The organism is Actinomadura rugatobispora (genome assembly GCF_055379765.1).
This window is the reverse complement of record NZ_AP029191.1, coordinates 10,920,777-10,938,786: the sequence shown is the minus strand read 5'-3', so window position 1 is coordinate 10,938,786 and position 18,010 is coordinate 10,920,777. Positions and strand designations below refer to the sequence as shown.

The window sequence follows — 18,010 nt, the reverse complement described above, 5'->3', positions numbered from 1 at the left end:
TGCGCCCACCGGACCCGAAAGGGGGCGGCCAGGTGCGGGGAGAGGACGGGGGCGGCGTCAGCCGAGCCAGCCGGGACGGATCATCCCCGTCTCATAGGCCAGGACCACCAGCTGGGCGCGGTCGCGGGCGCCGAGCTTGGCCAGGATCCGGCTGACGTGGGTCTTGGCGGTGGCGGGACTGAGCACCAGCCGCCCCGCGATCTCCTCGTTGGACAGCCCCGCCGCGACCAGCTCCAGGACCTCGCGTTCCCGGTCGGTCAGCGCGTTGAGCTCGGCGGCCGGCGGCGGCGCGGAGATCCGGGAGGCGAACTCGGCGATCAGCCGCCGGGTCACGGTCGGCGCCAGCAGCGCGTCCCCGCGCGCCACCACCCGCACCCCGTGGATCAGCTCGGGCGGCTCGGTGTCCTTGACCAGGAACCCGCTGGCCCCCGCCTTGATCGCGCCGTAGACGTAGTCGTCCAGATCGAACGTCGTCAAGATCACAACCTTGACGTCGGCCAGCCGGGGATCGGTGACGATCCTGCGGGTGGCCTCCAGGCCGTCCAGCACCGGCATCCGGATGTCCATCAGCACCACATGCGGCCGCAGCTGCGACGCCAGCCGCACCGCCTGCTCCCCGTCCCCGGCCTCGGCGACGATCTCGATGTCGTCCTCGCCCTCCAGGATCGACCGGAACCCGGCCCGTACCAGCGTCTGGTCGTCGGCCAGCACCACCCGGATCACGCGTCGTCTCCCGCCCGGTCCGCCATCGGCCCCCGCTCCATCCGTTCCCGCATCGCCTGCCCGTCCGTTGTGCCCGTCCCGCCGGCCCCGCCTGCGACCGCGTCCGTGGCGAGGCCGCCACCGGCCAGCGGCAGCCGCGCCCGGACGCGGAACCCGCCGCCGGGCCGGGGCCCGGCGGTCACCTCGCCGCCCACCGCGACGGCACGCTCGCGCATGCCGCGCAGCCCGTTGCCGCGTTCCAGGGCCGACACGTCGACCGGCCCGGGACCGTCGTCGTCGATCTGCACGATCACCGCGCCGTCCGCGCACCGTATCGTGACCGTGGCCTCCGCCGCGCCCGCATGCCGCACCGCGTTGGTCAGCGCCTCCTGCACGATCCGGTACCCGGCGAGCGATACCGGCGGCGGCAGCATACCGGCCAGAGCCGCATCGGTGATCTTCCCGGCGCGGCGGACCCGCAGCCCCGACGCCGAGGTCCGCTCCAGCAGCCCCGCCAGCCGGGCCAGGGACGGCGCCGGCTCGACCGCACCGCCGCCCTCCTCGTCCTGGTCGACCTGCCGCAGCACCCCCAGCACCCCGCGCAGCTCCCGCAACGTCTGCTTGCTGGCCTGCTTGATGGCCTCCAGCGAGGCGTAGGCCTGCTCGGGGTCGTCGCGGCGGTGCAGCGCGGCACCCGCCTGCACGTTGATCAGCGAGATCTGGTGGGCCAGCACATCGTGCAGCTCCCGGGCGATCCGCAGCCGCTCCTCGGTCGCGCGGCGGCGGGCCTCCTGCTCACGGTCGCGCACCGCCTCGGCGGCCCGCCGCTCGGCATCGGCCAGTTGCGCCCGCCGGCTGCGGACGTACTGTCCCATCCCCACCACCAGCAGCAGCAGCACCCCGACGCCGGCCACGTCCTCGGCACCGACGATCGCGCTGGGATCGGCCTCCGCGCTCCCGCCGCGCACCGCGCCCACCACCACGAACCCCGCGTTGATCACGATGACCGCGGCCAGCGAGACGTGCAGCCGGCACTCCACGGCCGCGGTGAGCAGCGCGATCACGAACACGAACGCAACAGGCCCGTCCGGGTACCCCAGCGGGTAGTACAGCGGCGTCAGCAGGGTCGTGACCACCAGCGTCAGCACCGGATGGCGGCGCCGCGCCGCCAGCGCGCCCGACACGGCCACGATCAGGATCACCCCGCCCGGCCACAGCGGGCGGTCGGAGGGCCCGGCGGCCGCGACGGACATCACCAGGGTGACCACCGTCGCGGCGATCGCCAGCACGAGGTCGGCGGCCTGGCCCCGCGGCCAGCGGATCGCGTTCACGGCACCACCGTAGTTCAGCCGCCCGCCCCGCCCGCCCCGCCCGCCCCGCCCGCCCGCGCGCCTGGTCAGCGGCGTCACGACCGGGGCGGACCCCTGACTTTCGTCAGTACCGGCAAGGTCGAGCGACTTGTACCGTGGCCAGGGTGAACGGCCTGAACACCCCCGCCATCGGCACGCCCCCCGCCCCTCCAAGCCCCGTTCCAAGCCCCGCTCCAGGCCCGGGGCACGGCGGCGGCGACGGGCTCGAGCGCGGCCGCCCCGGCCATGGCGGACCCCATCGGGACGGGACGCGCCGGGCACCGTCGGCGCCCGCACGGCGCACCGCGCTGCTGGACGCGGCGCTCTGGGCGATCCTGGCCCTCCCCGTCATGATCGGAATGATGACGCCCCAGCCCCAGGACCTGGGCTGGTGGGCGCAGGGCGCGGGCCTGGCCGCGCTGGCCGCCGCGATCGTGCTCGGCCGGACCCGCCCGCTGATCATGCTGCCGGTCGTGGTCACACTGATCCTGGTACACCCCAACTTCGTGTTCGGCATGCCGGTCGCGGCCTACCTGACCGGCCGACGCCTGGACCGCGCCCGCCCCCTGCTGTGGACGTTCACCGCGATCTTCGTGGCCGGCACCGCCATCAACATCGTCCGCGGCATCGACGTCACCACCTGGTTCCCGCTCACGATCTACCTGGTCCTGCTGGGCGTGCTGCCCTGGCTGGTGGGCCGCTACTGGCGCCAGTACCAGGAACTGCTGCACGCCGGATGGGAGCGGGCCGAGCGACTGGAACGCGAACAGCGCATCGTCACCGAACGCGAACGGCTGCGCGAACGGGCCCGCATCGCCCAGGACATGCACGACTCCCTGGGCCACGAACTGGCCCTCATCGCCGTGCGGGCGGGCGCGCTGCAGGTCGCGCCCGGCCTGGCCGAACAGCACCGCGCGGCCGCCGCGCAACTGCGCGCGGGCGCCGCCGAGGCCACCGAGCACCTGCGCGAGATCATCGGCGTGCTCCGCGAGAGCGGCCCCGGCGGCCCGGCCCCGGCCGCCGCTGCGCACCCTTCCGCCGGAACGTCCCTGGACGATCCCGGCCTCCACGACGCGGCCCTGACGCGCCCGGCCCGCGAGAGCATCGCCGAACTGGTCGAACGCGCCCGCGCCTCCGGCATCCCGGTCCGCCTGGCCGCCCCCGCCGTGACCGGGGCAGGCGGGGGAGCGGGGGGAGAGGCGGACGTCCTGCCGGAGACCACCGCGATGGTGGCGCTGGCGGCGCACCGGGTCGTCCAGGAGGCCCTGACCAACGCGGCCAAGCACGCCCCGGGCGCCCCCGTCACCGTCCACCTGGCCCACACCACCGACACCCCCGGCGGGATCGCGGTGTCGGTCATCAACCAGGCGCCACCCGACGGGCCCCCGCTGCTGCCCCCCGCCACCTCCAACGGCGGCGGCACGGGCGGGGGACACGGCCTGGCGGGCCTGGCCGAACGGGTCCGGCTGGCGGGCGGGACGCTGCACACCGGCCCCACCCCCGAGGGCGGGTTCGAGGTCGCCGCACGACTGCCCGCCACACCACCGGCCACCACCGCGGCTTCGGATGCCACGCCGCCCGCCGCACGGCACGACGCCCACACCCACGGCGCCCCTGAACCCGGCGGGGACGAGCAGGCGGCGATGTCGGAATCGGCGCGGCGGCTCGCGCGCGAACGCCGCCAGGTTCGCCGCGAACTGGTCACCGCGATCGCCGTCCCGGCCGCCCTGGTGGCGGTCCTGTCGGGGATCATGGTCGGCTACTACGTCTACGCGACCCTGAACTCGGTCCTGCGGCCCGCCCAGTACGCGGCGCTGCAAACCGGAACCCCCCAGGACAAGGTGGAACCGGCGCTGCCCCGCATGCAGACCCTGGACACCGGCGCCCGCCGCGCCCAGTACCCCGAGCCCGGCGGCGCCCTCTGCCGCTACTACCGCTCCAGCGCCAACGTGCTCGGAGTGGGCGACATCTACCGGCTGTGCTTCACCTCCGGCCGACTGGCCTCCAAAGAGGTCCTGCGCGCGCCCGCCCCCGCGCAGCCCGGCGACGGCGGCCCCCAGGACGACCACGCCCCCACCGGGGAAACCGGGCCCGGGGGAGCGGGGCAGTGATCCGCGTCCTGCTCGCCGACGACGAGGCCATGATCCGCGCGGGCGTCCGCGCGATCCTGTCCGCCGACCCCGCGATCGAGGTCGTCGCCGAAGCCGGCGACGGACGGGAGGCCGTCGAGCGGTCCCTCGCGCACCGCCCCGACGTCGTCCTGCTCGACATCCGCATGCCCCGCCTGGACGGCCTGGCCGCCGCCGCCGAACTGCGGCGGGTGCTCCCCGAGACCTCGGTGGTCATGCTCACCACCTTCGGCGAGGACGAGTACATCGCCCGCGCCCTGTCCGACGGCGCCAGCGGCTTCCTGCTGAAATCGGGGGACCCCCACGAACTGATCGCCGGCGTGCACGCCGTCGCCCAAGGCGCCGCCTACCTCTCGCCCAAGGTCGCCCACCGCGTCATCACCGAACTGGGCGGCGGCCGGATGTCGCACGGCTCGGCGGCACGGCGCCGCACCGACACCCTCACCCCCCGCGAACGCGAGGTCCTCGCCCTGGTCGGGGCCGGACTGTCCAACGCCGAGATCGCACGGCGGCTGCACGTGGTCGAGGGGACCGTCAAGGCGTACGTGAGCGCGATCCTCACCCGCCTGGAGGTCCGCAACCGCGTCCAGGCCGCCATCATCGCCTACGAGGCCGGACTGATCAGCCAGACCTGACTCCACCCGCCCCCGGCCCCGCCTCCCGACGGCCGAAGGCCCCGCGGCGACACCGGCACCGGCACGCCACGGGGCCCTCGAACGCACCCGCCCCTCACACGGCTCAGGTCCGCGGGGGAGCGGGGGAGGAGTGCCTACCGGCCATCACATCGGGAGTGGTCACCGCCGGCGCGGCAGACGGACCCACCGGCTCCGGCGGACCCACCCGCCGGTGCACACCGGCACCGGCCGCCCGCGGCCCCACGGCACCCGGGAAGCCACCCGGCACGACGCTCGCCGCGGCCGCGACCGCCGGCGGCGGCCCGAGCAGCACCGCACCCGCGCCCACCCCGCGCAACGACCTCACCAGCGGCGCAACCGCACGCACCAGCACCAGCGCCACCAGCGGCGCCACCACCACACCCACCACGAAACCCGCCGCCACGTCATGCGGGTAGTGCACCCCGACGAACACCCGCGAGAACGCCATCAGCACCGCCAGCGGCAGCACCAGCGGCGCCATCACCCGCCAGGCCACCACGATCGCCGCCGCCGAGGCCGCCGCGATCGTCGCGTGGTTGCTGGGGAAGGACCAGTCACCCGGAGCGGGGCACTCGGCGATGTTCATCGCCCCCGCCACCGCCCGGCACGGCCGCTCCTCCTGCAGGAACGACTTGGACACCTCGCTGACCAGGTACGCCGCCACCACGGCCACCGGCGCCAGCAGCGCCAGCCCCATCTCCCGCTCGCCGAGCCCGCGGGCGCGCCACCAGCCCGCCACGAACAGCACGGCGAACACCAGCAGCCCCGCGTCGGTCCCGACCTCGGCCACCGGATGCACCCAGGAGGGCAGCCCGTGGGCGAACTCGGTCACGGCGCGATACCAGTCGGCGCTGAAGCCAGGCGCTTGCATGCTCTCCCTCACGCTCGAAGACGGCCCGTACACAGGAATGAGATCCCGCGCCGGACCGTCTTTGTTCACTTCGCGTTCACGAACATGTAGAGAATGTCACGCCATAGACCACCTTTGCCCCGACAATCGCACAGTCACCGCCACCACTTCGCCCACCCCGGCGCCACCCCCGCACCCCTCGCCACCGCCGACACCGGCCAGCCCCGGGGAGCGCCTCACACCGGCGTCACACGCTCCTGCGAACCGGCCCCGGCACCCTCCGCGCCACCCTCACGACCCGCAACGGCGCCGACCCGCCCACCTGCACCGGCATCCGCGGCACCGCCCTGCGACCCCGCCCCGACCCGCGCACGCCGGCGCAGATAACGCACCGCCTCCACCACCACCGTCAACGCGATCGCCAACCCGATCCCCAGCGCCACACCCTTGATCGGATCGTGCTCGAACGCCCTGCCGCCCACGAACCCCAGCAGCGCCCCGTACAACGCCCAGCTCACCGCCGCCACCGCCGCGAAGAACGAGAACGACCGCAGCCGGAACCCCACCGCACCCATCGTCAGCGTCACCGCCGTACGCCCACCGGGCACATACCGCGCCACCACCAGGATCAGCCCGCCGCGCTCGTCCATCACCCGCCGCGCCCACGCGAACGCCCCATACCGCCGCGACCCCGGCCGCAACCGCCCCGTCAACCGCCCACCCGACCCCCGCCCCACCAGATACGACACGTGATCACCCGCGAACGCCCCCAGCGCCGCCAACACGATCACCAGCACCAGATCGGGCTCACCCGACGCCGCGTACACCCCACCCGTGATCACCATGCTCTCGCTCGGCACCACCGGGAAGAACCCGTCGATCATCGCGACCGCGAACAACGCCACGTAGAACCACGGCGAGGTCACCGCCGCGTGCAGTACATCCAGCACTCCGTCCATGCCACGACGCTAGAAAACGACCACCACCCCGCACATCGCACCTACGTCCCCGCCCACCCCCTACTTCCGGCAGTGGTCACGACGGCATCCTGCGAACGATGTACCACCGATTCCTCACCCTGGAGGACGACCCCGCCCACCCGCGGCGGCCATCCTGGAACCACCGCAACCTCACGGGGAGCCACGATGGAGACACCACACGCCACACACCCGCCCGCACCCGACCTCCGCGCCTCCGACGACGACCGCAACACCACCATCGAACGACTCGGCGACGCCCTGGCCGAAGGCGCCCTCGACACCGCCGAATACAACAAACGGCTCGAGCAGGCCGCCACCGCCACCACCCAGCGACAGCTCCAACCGCTCACCGCCGACCTGCCCCCCTCCCGCACCGCCCACGCCAAGGCCGCCGCAGCCCGCAGAACCGCCAAAACCCAAGCCGACAAACGCGAGTGGCTCAACGAATGGAGCTACTGGACCGGCGGCGCCCTCATCATGACCACCATCTGGGCCGTCAACGCCGTCCGCGAGGGGGAGTGGACCTTCTACTGGCCCATGGTCCCCCTCGGCATCTGGGCCGCCATCCTCCTGTCCTACGCCATCTGGCCCGAACGCGACGACGACTGACCCCCGCGGCACCGGCCCGCCCAACAAAACGACTCGCCCACCACCAACCAGATCCGACAGAATTCCCCACTTGTGGGAACCCTGCACATCTTCGACATGGACGGCACCCTCCTCACCGGCACCACCGCCAACCTCGAGGTCGCCCGCCAACTCGGCACCCTCCCCGAACTCCACGCCCTCGAAGCCCGCTTCTCCGCCGGCGACATCGACACCCGCGCCTTCTCCGCCGAAATCCACCGCCTCTGGCGCCACCTCACCCCCGACCACGTCACCGCCGCCTACACCGCCGGCCCCTGGCTGAACGGCATCCGCGACGTCTGCGCCGACATCCGCGCCCGCGGCGAACACTCCGCCGTCATCACCATGTCACCCGACTTCTTCGCCCGGAACCTCCTCGAACTCGGCTTCGACGACGTCATCGCCTCCAGGTTCCCGCCCCTGCCCTTCACCGCACCGCTCGACCCCGACGACGTCCTCACTCCCGCCGACAAAGTCCGCATCACCGAACAACTCCGCACCCGCCACCGACTGCCCCTCAACCGCTGCCTGGCCTACGGCGACTCCATGTCCGACGCCCCCCTCTTCCGCCACCTCCCCAACACCGTCGCCGTCAACGCCGACCACCACCTCGCCGACCTCGCCGCCCTCGACTACCGTGGCAACGACCTCACCGAGGCCTACCACCTGGCCCGCACCCTCCTCGCCACCCCCTGATCCCCGCCACCGCCCACCCGCCCCGCGCCATGATGGAACCCACCACCCCCGACCCCGGAGGGCGCGCCCATGGCCCCGACCGACGCCACCGCACACCCCTCCGACACCCGCACCGACACCAGTACCCGCCCCCGCACCGGCCCCCTGCCCTGGCTCGCCCTCACCGCCATCGCCTACGCCCTCACCCACCACGTCGGCGTCGGCCTGGCCTGGCTCGGAGACATCGGCGACACCCGCTGGGCCGACTGGATCGACATCCTCACCCCCTACGCCGTCCTCCTGCCCGCGGCCGCGGCCCTACGCGCCGCACACGCCCGCCCGCGCACCTGGACCCTCTACCTCGTGGGCGCCCTCACCTACGTCGAAGGCCACGGCATCCACCTGGCCGCCAACTCCGTCGGCAACCGCGCCCCCAGCGACATCGCCCACCTCTGGGACGAATACGTCGGCCACTACCTCTGGTACGGCGGCCTCACCCTCGTCCTCATCGCCCTGGCCACCACCCTCGCCCACCACCAACCCGCACGCGGCCCGCTCCCCATCGCCCTGGCCCTCCTCACCGGCCTCACCTACACCACCAACGCCCTCGAAGGCCAGACCGCCCTACCCTCCATCGCCATCACCGCCGCGTTCGCCGCCTGGGGCTGGACCACCCGCCACCGCTTGGGCCGCCTCATGCTCATCGCCTTCGCCCCCGCCCTCCTCATGCTGATCATCTACGGCATCTGGCACCGCGGCTTCCCCGAACCCACCGACCTCGGCTGGGTGTGACCACCCACCCCTCCCGAGAGATCAGGCGTCCTCGCGCCGCAGCAGCGGATGCACCCGCATCGCCGCCTCCAGCTCACCCGGCAGCTCATCGCGGTACCGCCCCAGCGTCGACAGATCCGAATGCCCCAGCACCCTGCGCACCGCGTCCATGTCCGTCGCCGCCGCCAGCAGATGCGTCGCCGTCGTATGCCGCAGCCCATGCGGCGTCACCCCGCGCCGATGCTCCGGATCCACCCGCGCCAGCACCCGATCGATCACCCCCTGCACATCACCGCGCGCCAGCCGGTGACCGCGCCACGACAGCAGCAGCGCCTTGGGCTCACGCCCCCGATCCAGCGCACCGCGCCCCTCGGCCAGGTAGGCGTCCAGCACCTCCGCCACGGGCCGGGGGAGAGGCACATCCCGCGTCCGCCCGCCCTTGCCGAAGATCCGCCAGTACCGCACACCCCCGTTGACGAAGAAGTCCTCCACATCGGCCCGCGTCAACTCCGACACCCGCGGCCCCACCGCCGCCAGCAGCAGCACGATCAGCGCGTCCCGCAACTCGGTCCGCTGATCGGCCCGCCGCCCCGGATCCGCCGGAGCCGCCACCAGCCCCCGCGCCGCACCCACCAGCCCGTCGGCCTGCTCCACCGTCAGCGCACGCCGCCGCGCCCGCAACCCGCCCCGCTCCTTGGGCTTGAGCGTCACCGCCCGCATCGGATCCAGCTGCACCCACCCCACGATCGCCGCATACCGGAAGAACGCCGACAACGACCTGCGGAAACGCGCCTGCGACGACGCCGACTGCCGCGGCACCGCACCCCCCGTCCCGGCACCGCCGGCCGCCACGCGGCGCCGCCCGTCGGGCTTGTGCGCGAACTTCAGCAGCACCTCGTCGACGTCCGCGCCGCCCAGATCGTCCAGCACCCGATCGGGCCCCGCCAGCTCGGCGAAGGTGTGCACGTCACGCGTGTACACCTCGGCCGTGCCCGGCGCCAGAGCACCGGTCGCGGCCTTGGCCCGGATCATCTCGGCATAACGGTCGGCGGTCTCGTGAACGGTGAGGCGCTGGACATCGCTGGGACGCACCCCGCGGACGTTACCGTCCCGCGCCGACAGAACGCCCCCGCATCCCGATCATCACTCTGCGTGATCACGCGACAAGGCGGGCGCGACGGCGGGGGGAGAGGGCGATGGCTTCGCCGCGTGCGGAAGGCCCATCCGGGGGAGTACCTCGAGAGGAGAGCCTCATGGACTGGATTCTCGAAGTGGTGTCGGTGCCCGTCACTGACACGGACCGCACGAAGCGTATCTCCGGCGCGCATCGTCCGGCTGCGTCGGCTCGCTCGACCGTCGTCGGCACCGGCGCCGTCCAAGGTGGAGCCGGGCATCCGGCAAGTTGGCCGTCCACGCCATCGAGACCGCTCGCGCCCGACGCCAACCCGCGGATCCTGCAGGAACGCCCCAGAGCCCGCCGAGAATCCTCTCGATCAGACCCGACAGAATCCAGCTTCTGTCTGGTTTGCTCCATTTTGTCGGTTTCCAGTTCTCGGCTCGAGCGCCACAGCACAGCGCGGACACCGCACAAAACACCATCTGACCTGCCCGAGCGCCCACAGCGATGACTCCCGCGCCCGGTTATCACTTGACCCGAGCAAGAAGCCTCAGGCGCCAACCAAGATTCACCCCGGAGCGCCGAACCCGAAACCCTGGACATACGGCCGACCGCACGCCGCCACGGCGACATGCCGAGGCGTACCCCAGGCGGACGATCGACTTGTGCGCGGTTCCGCGTGCCGCCGTCCTGCATTCGCACATCGCGCGGGCAGCGCGGACAGTCGCGCGCCGACGCCGTAGGAGGCGAGTGCGCGGTGCGATGAGCATTCCTCACTGGACGGCGTTCAGCCCGTTTCGCCCCTCTTCTGGGCCGTGAAACCGATGGTCGATAATGAACATTATGTTAAGTAGAGCCTGAATCGGCCCCCTGGCCACCCCCCGGGCTCTCAGGGGTGCTCACGAGAACGTCCGGGGCAGGCCCCTTGCGCCCACGCCGAGGCCTACCAGAACTTCCGACCGGCACCCCGACGGCACCGGGCACGGGCTGCTTCGATCGCGGCGTGCATGTGGGTGAGCACGTACGCCCGAGCCAGAAGAGCAGGCGCGCGGCGACTCGCTCCTCGTTTGTCCTGGCGCCGTTAGAGGTAGGCGGGGCCGGCCCAGCGTTGGTCAGATCCACGTGGTTGGGGCAACGACTTCCAGGGGCGGCCAGGCGCAGTTCACCCCGAATCGCAGCGTGTTCTCGCTCCGCTCGAGCTGGAACCACGCCGACCCGGCACCAGCCCCCCGCGCATGGTGCGGCCCGTCCAAAGCGCGATCCCGACCCTGAGGGCGACGACCAGTAAGCCCAGGCCTGGGGAGGTGCTCCGGCCAGGTATGCGCGCGGGTACGTGCGACCGACCAGCCTTCCTCGTCGTGATGCGACTGCGGCGTACACGTTCCTCGTAATGCTCAGCCGCTTGCGCAGCCTGACTCCCCCCATCGCACCAGCCGACACGACCCGGTCGCGTACAGGGGCCGAGCAGATCAGGCCCGCGCAGGTTTGGCTTTGGGGCACCAGCCGGGTCTACCCGAGGGCCTTCCCGCGCGCCACGTACAGCAGGGAGTTCACGTGCGGGCTCCCGTCGTAGTGCCGCACGCCCGGCCGAACATCACGGGCACCACCGCCTGTCCACCTCTCCCCCGCCGCGTGCCGGGCGACGGTCACGGCCAGGCGTGGTGGGCGTGGAAGCGGACGACCACGAGGTAGCGGCCCTGCCCGGTTTGCCAATTGCCCCCGGGCTGGTCGGGGCGCAGGCCAGCCGGTGGTGCCATTCAGCAGCGGTGGCTGGATCGGACCCGCTCCACCTCGTGGGATCTGCGGGCCTGTGACGGGGGCGCAAACACGCCCGGCCCAGTGGCCTGCCAGCCGGGTACCTCAGCGGCACGATTGGGTTCGTCGGCTCGAGCGGGTTTTCACCATCGAGTGGCGAAGCGGGTGCGGGTGGACGTGCGGTGCTCTCGTCCCCTCCCCTGCTCCCAGCGGCATCGGCGTGGGCATGGGCGGCGCGGCGGGTGGAGTCGGTGCCTTGCCCTGTGTGAGGGGGTGTCGCCGCTGTTCATGGTGCTCCCCCGCTGGTGGTGCGGGGGTCGGGTGGTTGCGGGTCTTGGTCGGCGGGGGTCATGCCGGTGTTGTGGTGGGTTGGCGGGTGTGTACATCCCGGGATGTAGGCGGTGGGGTGGGTGTGCGCGAAAGATGTAGGGCGGGTGCATGCTCGGGCACGATTCGCCGGTGGGGGTGGTGGGCCCAGGATCGGTGGGACCGATCGAGGGTTGAGGGTGAGTGATGGACGACCCGTTGATGCTGGCCCGGTTGCAGTTCGCGCTGACGGCGGGGTCGCATTTCCTGTTCGTGGCGTTGACGCTGGGGTTGGCGACGCTGGTGGCGTTGATGCAGACGCGGGCGACGCTGTCGGGGAATGCGCTGCATGCGCGGATGACGCGGTTCTGGGGCCAGCTGTATGTGATCAATTATGCGGTGGGGATCGTCACCGGGCTGGTGATGGAGTTCCAGTTCGGGATGAACTGGGGTGGGATGTCGTCGCTGGTGGGGCAGGTGTTCGGGGTTCCGCTGGCGATGGAGACGGTGGTGGCGTTCTTCGTCGAGTCGACGTTCCTGGGGTTGTGGATCTTCGGGTGGGATCGGCTGAACCGGTGGGTGCATCTGGGGTTGATCTGGGTGGTGACGCTGACGGCGTACCTGTCGGCGTATTTCATCCTGGTGGCCAACGGGTGGATGCAGCGGCCGGTGGGCTATGAGATGCGGGACGGTGTCGCGCATCTGACGGATCTGGGGGCGCTGCTGACCAATCCGACGGCGGTGCTGGCGTTCTTGCACGTGGGCTTCGGGGGGTTGCTGACGGCGGGGCTGTTCATGGCCGGGGTGAGCGGCTATCACCTGTTCCGGCGGACGGCGGAGGTGGAGTTCTTCGGCCGTTCGATGCGGATGGGGTTGCTGGCGCTGGTGGTGGCGGTGTTCCCGGTGGTGGTGTTCGGGGGGATGCAGTTCCAGTACGTGCAGCCGACCAAGCATCGGTCCTCGGATGAGGCGAAGGCGGCGGCGGCCGATTTCGCGGCGCGGTTCGGGCCGGGTGACTATCTGCCGCCGGGGTTGGCGTCGGCGGCTGAGGGCGTGATGGCCATGGTGTGGTCGCTGCTGTTCCTGCTGGCGATCGTGGCGCTGGTGAAGGCGGCGTTCGGTGGGTGGCTGGTGCGGGGCCGGATCTTCCATGTGGTGGTGATGGCGGCGGTGCCGCTGCCGTATGTGGCGATGCTGTCGGGGTGGGTGTTCCGTGAGGTGGGGCGGCAGCCGTGGGCGGTGTACGGGGTGCTGAGGACCGAGGACGCGTTGTCGGGGGTGGGCCCGGGGCTGATCACGGCGTCGTTCGTGGTGTTCACGGGGTTGTTCGCGGTGCTGGTGGCGGTGAACGCGTGGTTGCTGGCGCGGTTCGCGCGGCGGGGTCCGGAGGGTGCGCGGCTGGGGGCCGCTCCCCCGCCGGATGAGGCGTCGGGTGCGTCGGCTGCGGCGTTGACGCCGACGTTCTGACCGGGCGGGGTTCCGGGGCCGGGTCTTTTGCCTGTGGCGGGGGCCCGGTGCCCGGGTCCTCTCGCTCCTTCGATGGTTTCGTTCTGGTCGCGCGGGTGGCGCGGGCCACGGCAGTGGAGGTCGATGATGGAGTTGCTCGCGGTGGCGATGCTGGCGGTGTTCACCGCCGGGTATCTGGTGCTGGCCGGCGGTGATATCGGTGTGGGGATGCTGCTGCCGTTCCTGGGTCGGGACCAGGCGGAGCGGCGGGTGGTGATCGCTTCGATCGCGCCGTTCTTCCTGGGGAACGAGGTGTGGCTGGTGTCGGCGGCGGGGATCACCGCCGGCGCGTTCCCGGGGTTGGAGCACCATCTGCTGGAGGGGTTGTTCCCGCTGTTCGTGGTGCTGCTGGTGGCGTGGGTGGTGCGGGACATGGGGTTGTGGCTGCGGGGGCGGGTGGACGCGGCGGTGTGGCGTGGTGGTTGTGACGCGGCGATCGTGGGGGGCAGTTGGGCGCTGGCGCTGGTGTGGGGTGCGCTGCTGGGGTCGATCGCGGTGGGCGGTGGTGATGGGGATCTGGGGTTGAACGTCGGCAGTGTGCTGGGGTTGCCGCTGGCGGTGGTGTTCGCGGTGCATGGTGCGGGGTTCGCGCGGTTGCGGTCGGCGGGTGCGGTGCTGGAGCGGGCGCGGCGGGTGCCGGCGCGGTACGGGGTGTCGGCGGCGGTGCTGGTGGTGGTCGCGGTGGCGGCGGGTGCGCGGTTGCCGTGGTCGGAGTCGGCGTCGTCGGGGACGGCGTTGGCGGCGACGGCGGTGATGACGGTGGTGCTGCTGCCGTTGCTGCTGGCGGCGCAGGCGCTGGTGTGGTGGACGTTCCGGGGGCGTGTCGACTCCCCTTCCTACCTGTGAGTGTGCGGGAGTGGTGATGGGCGGTGGTGAGGCGGTGGGCCGGCGGCTGATGGGGTTGCTGTCGCGGCGCGTGGTGGTGGTGCTGGGTGCGGCGGCGGTGCTGCAGGGCGTGCTGCTGGTGGTGCAGGCGGAGTTGCTGGCGCGGGCGATCGCGGGTTTGGACGCGGCGCCGTTGCCGTATCTGGCGGGTGCGGTGGCGGCCCGGGCGCTGGTGGCGTGGTTGGTGACGGTGGTGGCGGGTCGTTCGGCCGCTGCGGTCAAGCGGGGTCTGCGTGGTGCGTTGCTGGCGGCGCCGGGGGGCGGGGCGTTGCCGGGTGGGCGGGTGACGTTGCTGACGCGGGGGTTGGACGCGGTGGATCCGTTCTTCACCGGGTACGTTCCGCAGCTGGTGGCGGCGTGCGTGGTGCCGGTGGTGGTGCTGGGGCGGCTGGTCGCGGCTGATTGGGCGTCGGCGCTGGTGGTGGCGGTGACGGTTCCGCTGGTGCCGGTGTTCGGTGCGCTGGTGGGGATGCGGACGGCGGCGCTGACGGGGCGGCAGTGGGAGTTGCTGCATCGGCTGGGCGGGCATTTCCGGGATGTGCTGGCGGGGCTGGGGACGTTGCGGGCGCATGGGCGGGTGGGGCATCAGTCGGGGGTGGTGCGGCGGCTGGCCGATGAGCATCGGCGGGCGACGGTGGCGGCGTTGCGGGTGGCGTTCCTGTCGTCGCTGGTGCTGGAGCTGGTGTGCGCGTTGTCGGTGGCGTTGGTGGCGGTGCCGGTGGGGTTGAGGTTGCTGGGCGGGGAGATGGCGTTGGCGACGGGCCTGCTGGTGTTGATCTTGACGCCGGAGGTGTATCTGCCGTTGCGGGCGCTGGGGACGCGGTTCCATGCCAGTGCGGAGGGGGTCGCGGCGGCGCGGGAGGCGTTCGCGGTGATCGACGGTGTCGCGGGCTCGTCGGCGGGCTCGTCCGGTGAGGGGCGGCCGGGTGCGGGCGGCCGTGCGGTGGTCGCTACCCGCACTCCCGCCCCTCCCCCGGGCGGTGTGGCCGGGCGGGGGCCGGAGATCGTGTTCGAGGAGGTGACGGCGCGGTATCCGGGTGCGGTGCGGCCTGCGCTGGAGGGGGTGTCGTTGCGGGTTGCGGCGGGTGAGCGAGTGGCGGTGACGGGTCCTTCGGGTGCGGGCAAGTCGACGTTGCTGCTGGTGGCGCTGGGGTTGTGCCCGGTGGAGTCGGGGCGGGTGCTGGTGGACGGGGTCGATCTGTCGGAGCTGGATCTGGGGGCGTGGCGGCGGATGGTGGGGTGGGTGCCGCAGCGGCCGCATCTGTTCGCGGCGTCGGTGGCCGACAACATCCGCCTGGGGGTGCCGGAGGCGGACGCGGCGAGTGTGGAGCGGGCGGCGGGGGCGGCGGAGTTCGTCGGGGCGTTGCCGCAGGGGTATGGGACGGTGCTGGGTGAGCGGGGTGCGGGGTTGTCGGCGGGGCAGCGGCAGCGGCTGGCGGTGGCGCGGGCGTATCTGCGGGGGGCGCCGGTGATGTTGCTGGACGAGCCGACGGCGCGGCTGGATGTGCTCAGTGAGCGGTTGCTGGTGGAGGCGGCGGGCCGGTTGCTGGAGGGGCGCACGGCGGTGGTGGTGGCGCATCGTCCGGCGTTGCTGTCGCTGGTGGATCGGGTGGTGCGGGTGGAGGGCGGCCGGGTGGTGCGGGACGCTCCCGCCGGGGCGGCTGGCGCGGACACCGGCGTCGGTGGAGGTGCGGGCCGTGGTGCGGGCCGTGGTGCTGACCGTGGGGCGGGTCGTGGGGATGAGGAGGCGGCGTGAACGCGGTCGGCGGGATGTGGGGGGCGGTGCGTCCCCATGGGGTGCGGCTGGTGGCCGCGGGGCTGGCCGGGGTCGCGGCGGAGTTGTGCGGGCTGGGGTTGATCGCGGCGGCGGCGTGGCTGATCGCGCGGGCGGCGCAGCAGCCGGGGATGGCGGCGCTGGGCTTGGCGGTCGTGGCGGTGCGCGCTTTCGCGGTGGGCAAGGGTTCGCTGCGGTATGTGGAGCGGCTGGCCGGTCATGATGTGGCGTTGCGGGCGCTGGCGGAGCTGCGGGGCCGGGTGTTCGACGCGCTGGGTCGTGCGCCTGGGGAGCGGCGGGAGCGGTTGCGGGAGGGTGAGGCGCTGACCGGGCTGGTCGCCGATGTGGACGCCGTTCAGGATCTGCTGTTGCGGTGCGTGCTTCCGGCGGTGGCGGCGGTGGTGTGCGGGCTGGCGGGTGTGGTGGTGTGCGCGGCGGCGGTTCCGGTGGCCGCGGTGGTGCTGGCGGCCGGTCTGGTGGTGGCGGGGGTGGTGCTTGCGGTGGCGGCGGCGGTGCTGGGTGGGCGGTCGGCGGCGCGGGCGGCCGAGGCGCGGCGGGTGTTGGCCGTGCGGGCGCTGGATGTGCTGGAGGGCGGGCAGGATCTGGAGGTGTTCGGCGCGCGTGAGCGGTTCGCGGGTGCGGCGGAGGATGCGGCGCGGCGGTTGGAGCGTGCGGAGCGTTCGGCGGCGCGGGTGTCGGCGCTGGTGGCCGGGGCCGGTTTCGCGGTGCAGGGGTTGACGGCGGCTGCGGTGGCGTGGGTGTCGATGCGGGCGGGGGCCGATGAGGTGGCGGTCGCGGTGGCGGCGTTGACCGCGCTGGTGGCGGTGGAGGCGGTGCTGCCGCTGGCGGCCGCGGCGCAGCGGTTGCGTGAGGTGCTTCCGGCCTCGCGGCGGGTCGCCGAGCTGCTGCGCACTCCCCCGCAGCCGGTCCCGGCGCGGCCGCGGGTGCTGCCGCCGGGTCCGTTGAGCGTGGAGCTGCTGGGCGTCCACGTCTCCTACGACGGTGGTGTGGGGTGCGGGCGGGCCGGGGCGGCGGCGTTGGACGGGTTGGATCTGCTGGTGGAGCGGGGCCGGCGGGTCGCGGTCGTGGGGGCCAGTGGTGCGGGCAAGAGCACGCTGCTGGCGGTGGCGTGCGGTGAGGTGACGCCGGGGGCGGGGTCGGTGCTGCTGGGCGGGCTGGAGGTGTCGGCGTGCGATCGGGACGCGGTGCGCGCGGCGGTGCGGGGCCTGTCGCAGGACGCGCACGTGTTCGCTGGCACGGTCCGCGCCAATCTGCTGCTGGCCCGGCCCGGGGCGAGCGGGGAGCAGATGGAGGCGGCGGCGCGGCGGGCGCGGTTCACCGAGGTGGTGGAGCGGCTGCCGGAGGGGTGGGACACGGTGGTGGGCGCGGGCGGGCACGGCCTGTCGGGCGGGCAGCGGCAGCGGCTGCTGCTGGCGCGTGCGCTGCTGGCCGATCCGCCGGTGCTGGTGCTGGACGAGCCGGCCGAGGGCCTGGATCCGGTCACCGCGGACGCGGTCGTCGGGGATCTGCTGTCGGGGGCGGGCGGTGGAACCCTGCTTTTGGTGACGCATCGTTTGGCGGCGCTGGGCGGCGCCGACGAGGTCGTCGTCATGGACGGCGGGCGGGTGGTGCAGCGCGGGGGGCACGGTGATCTTCTGGCACGGCCCGGACCGTACCGTGATCTGTGGGAGGCTGAGCTCCTGGCCGCCTGATACGGCCCTCTCCCGCCCGGGCGCCGGGTGCGCGCGGCGGTGCCGTTTCCCGGCATGGAGGGCCGTGTCGTGGGTAAAGGCGGCGACAAGGTTTGTTGAACCATGTTGAAAGGGGCGTACGTCGATGGCGGGTCTAGGGAAGGTGGGGGCGGCCGTGCGCGGCCGGTGGGCGCGGGCGCGTGCCTCGGCCGGGGAGCGTCACGGCGAGGGCACCCG

Annotated in this window: 14 protein-coding genes; 9 read left to right on the top strand and 5 right to left on the bottom strand. The window is 73.1% G+C overall.

The genetic code is table 11. The features are described from left to right. Positions 1-57: 57 nt before the first annotated feature. Both ACZ466_RS48940 and ACZ466_RS48935 read right to left on the bottom strand, forming a co-directional pair. Positions 58-723, bottom strand: coding sequence for a response regulator (locus ACZ466_RS48940; protein ID WP_378283176.1), 666 nt, complete (start codon positions 721-723; stop codon positions 58-60). Next, positions 720-2,033, bottom strand: a complete 1,314-nt coding sequence (locus tag ACZ466_RS48935; protein WP_378283177.1) for a sensor histidine kinase — start codon at positions 2,031-2,033, stop codon at positions 720-722. Before ACZ466_RS48935 ends, ACZ466_RS48940 begins: the two co-directional genes overlap by 4 nt. A gap of 143 nt (positions 2,034-2,176) precedes the next feature. Here ACZ466_RS48935 and ACZ466_RS48930 point away from each other — a divergent pair, with 143 nt between their 5' ends. Together ACZ466_RS48930 and ACZ466_RS48925 are read left to right on the top strand one after the other, a co-directional pair. Continuing rightward, the gene (locus ACZ466_RS48930; protein WP_378283178.1) at positions 2,177-4,162 is read left to right on the top strand and encodes a sensor histidine kinase; all 1,986 of its coding nucleotides are present in this window, start codon (positions 2,177-2,179) and stop codon (positions 4,160-4,162) included. Beyond that, positions 4,159-4,815 carry a response regulator gene (locus tag ACZ466_RS48925; protein WP_378283179.1) on the top strand — a complete coding sequence of 219 codons (657 nt, stop codon included), beginning with the start codon at positions 4,159-4,161 and terminating at the stop codon, positions 4,813-4,815. The genes ACZ466_RS48930 and ACZ466_RS48925 overlap by 4 nt, the downstream gene beginning before the upstream one ends. 103 nt (positions 4,816-4,918) lie before the next feature. Here ACZ466_RS48925 and ACZ466_RS48920 read toward each other — a convergent pair whose 3' ends face one another. Together ACZ466_RS48920 and ACZ466_RS48915 are read right to left on the bottom strand one after the other, a co-directional pair. Continuing rightward, positions 4,919-5,707: a phosphatase PAP2 family protein gene (locus tag ACZ466_RS48920; protein WP_378283180.1), complete on the bottom strand. Its 789-nt coding sequence runs from the start codon at positions 5,705-5,707 to the stop codon at positions 4,919-4,921. A 215-nt stretch (positions 5,708-5,922) separates the two neighbouring features. Further along, on the bottom strand, positions 5,923-6,645 hold the full coding sequence (locus tag ACZ466_RS48915) for a DedA family protein (protein WP_378283181.1): 723 nt from the start codon (positions 6,643-6,645) through the stop codon (positions 5,923-5,925). A gap of 186 nt (positions 6,646-6,831) precedes the next feature. Between ACZ466_RS48915 and ACZ466_RS48910 the strand changes: the two genes are divergently transcribed. The 3 genes from ACZ466_RS48910 to ACZ466_RS48900 all read left to right on the top strand — a co-directional run bounded on the left by ACZ466_RS48910 (position 6,832) and on the right by ACZ466_RS48900 (position 8,760). Next, entirely contained in the window at positions 6,832-7,275 is a 444-nt protein-coding gene (locus ACZ466_RS48910; protein WP_378283182.1) for a DUF1707 SHOCT-like domain-containing protein, read from the top strand. A gap of 72 nt (positions 7,276-7,347) precedes the next feature. Then, positions 7,348-7,989, top strand: a complete 642-nt coding sequence (locus ACZ466_RS48905; protein WP_378283183.1) for an HAD family hydrolase — start codon at positions 7,348-7,350, stop codon at positions 7,987-7,989. Positions 7,990-8,058: 69 nt separating this feature from the next. Beyond that, positions 8,059-8,760 carry a hypothetical protein gene (locus tag ACZ466_RS48900; protein WP_378283184.1) on the top strand — a complete coding sequence of 234 codons (702 nt, stop codon included), beginning with the start codon at positions 8,059-8,061 and terminating at the stop codon, positions 8,758-8,760. A gap of 21 nt (positions 8,761-8,781) precedes the next feature. On the opposite strand, the gene ACZ466_RS48895 is transcribed toward ACZ466_RS48900, so the two are convergent. Continuing rightward, on the bottom strand, positions 8,782-9,831 hold the full coding sequence (locus ACZ466_RS48895) for a tyrosine-type recombinase/integrase (protein ID WP_378283185.1): 1,050 nt from the start codon (positions 9,829-9,831) through the stop codon (positions 8,782-8,784). Positions 9,832-12,124: 2,293 nt separating this feature from the next. Here ACZ466_RS48895 and ACZ466_RS48890 point away from each other — a divergent pair. From ACZ466_RS48890 to cydC, 4 genes are all read left to right on the top strand, one after another. Beyond that, positions 12,125-13,384, top strand: coding sequence for a cytochrome ubiquinol oxidase subunit I (locus tag ACZ466_RS48890; protein ID WP_378283186.1), 1,260 nt, complete (start codon positions 12,125-12,127; stop codon positions 13,382-13,384). 123 nt (positions 13,385-13,507) lie between these two features. Beyond that, positions 13,508-14,269, top strand: coding sequence for a cytochrome d ubiquinol oxidase subunit II (locus ACZ466_RS48885; RefSeq protein WP_378283187.1), 762 nt, complete (start codon positions 13,508-13,510; stop codon positions 14,267-14,269). 16 nt (positions 14,270-14,285) lie between these two features. Next, positions 14,286-16,064, top strand: a complete 1,779-nt coding sequence (gene cydD / locus ACZ466_RS48880; RefSeq protein WP_378283188.1) for a thiol reductant ABC exporter subunit CydD — start codon at positions 14,286-14,288, stop codon at positions 16,062-16,064. After that, the gene (gene cydC / locus ACZ466_RS48875; protein ID WP_378283189.1) at positions 16,061-17,794 is read left to right on the top strand and encodes a thiol reductant ABC exporter subunit CydC; all 1,734 of its coding nucleotides are present in this window, start codon (positions 16,061-16,063) and stop codon (positions 17,792-17,794) included. The genes cydD and cydC overlap by 4 nt, the downstream gene beginning before the upstream one ends. Positions 17,795-18,010 lie beyond the last annotated feature (216 nt).

What these genes read in the sequence shown, in the direction of transcription:
- ACZ466_RS48920 (WP_378283180.1), bottom strand. Translation starts at nt 5,707, where the DNA reads ATGCAAGCGCCTGGCTTCAGCGCCGACTGGTATCGCGCCGTGACCGAG.
- ACZ466_RS48915 (WP_378283181.1), bottom strand. Translation starts at nt 6,645, where the DNA reads ATGGACGGAGTGCTGGATGTACTGCACGCGGCGGTGACCTCGCCGTGG.
- ACZ466_RS48910 (WP_378283182.1), top strand. Translation starts at nt 6,832, where the DNA reads ATGGAGACACCACACGCCACACACCCGCCCGCACCCGACCTCCGCGCC.
- ACZ466_RS48900 (WP_378283184.1), top strand. Translation starts at nt 8,059, where the DNA reads ATGGCCCCGACCGACGCCACCGCACACCCCTCCGACACCCGCACCGAC.
- ACZ466_RS48890 (WP_378283186.1), top strand. Translation starts at nt 12,125, where the DNA reads ATGGACGACCCGTTGATGCTGGCCCGGTTGCAGTTCGCGCTGACGGCG.
- ACZ466_RS48885 (WP_378283187.1), top strand. Translation starts at nt 13,508, where the DNA reads ATGATGGAGTTGCTCGCGGTGGCGATGCTGGCGGTGTTCACCGCCGGG.
- cydD (WP_378283188.1), top strand. Translation starts at nt 14,286, where the DNA reads ATGGGCGGTGGTGAGGCGGTGGGCCGGCGGCTGATGGGGTTGCTGTCG.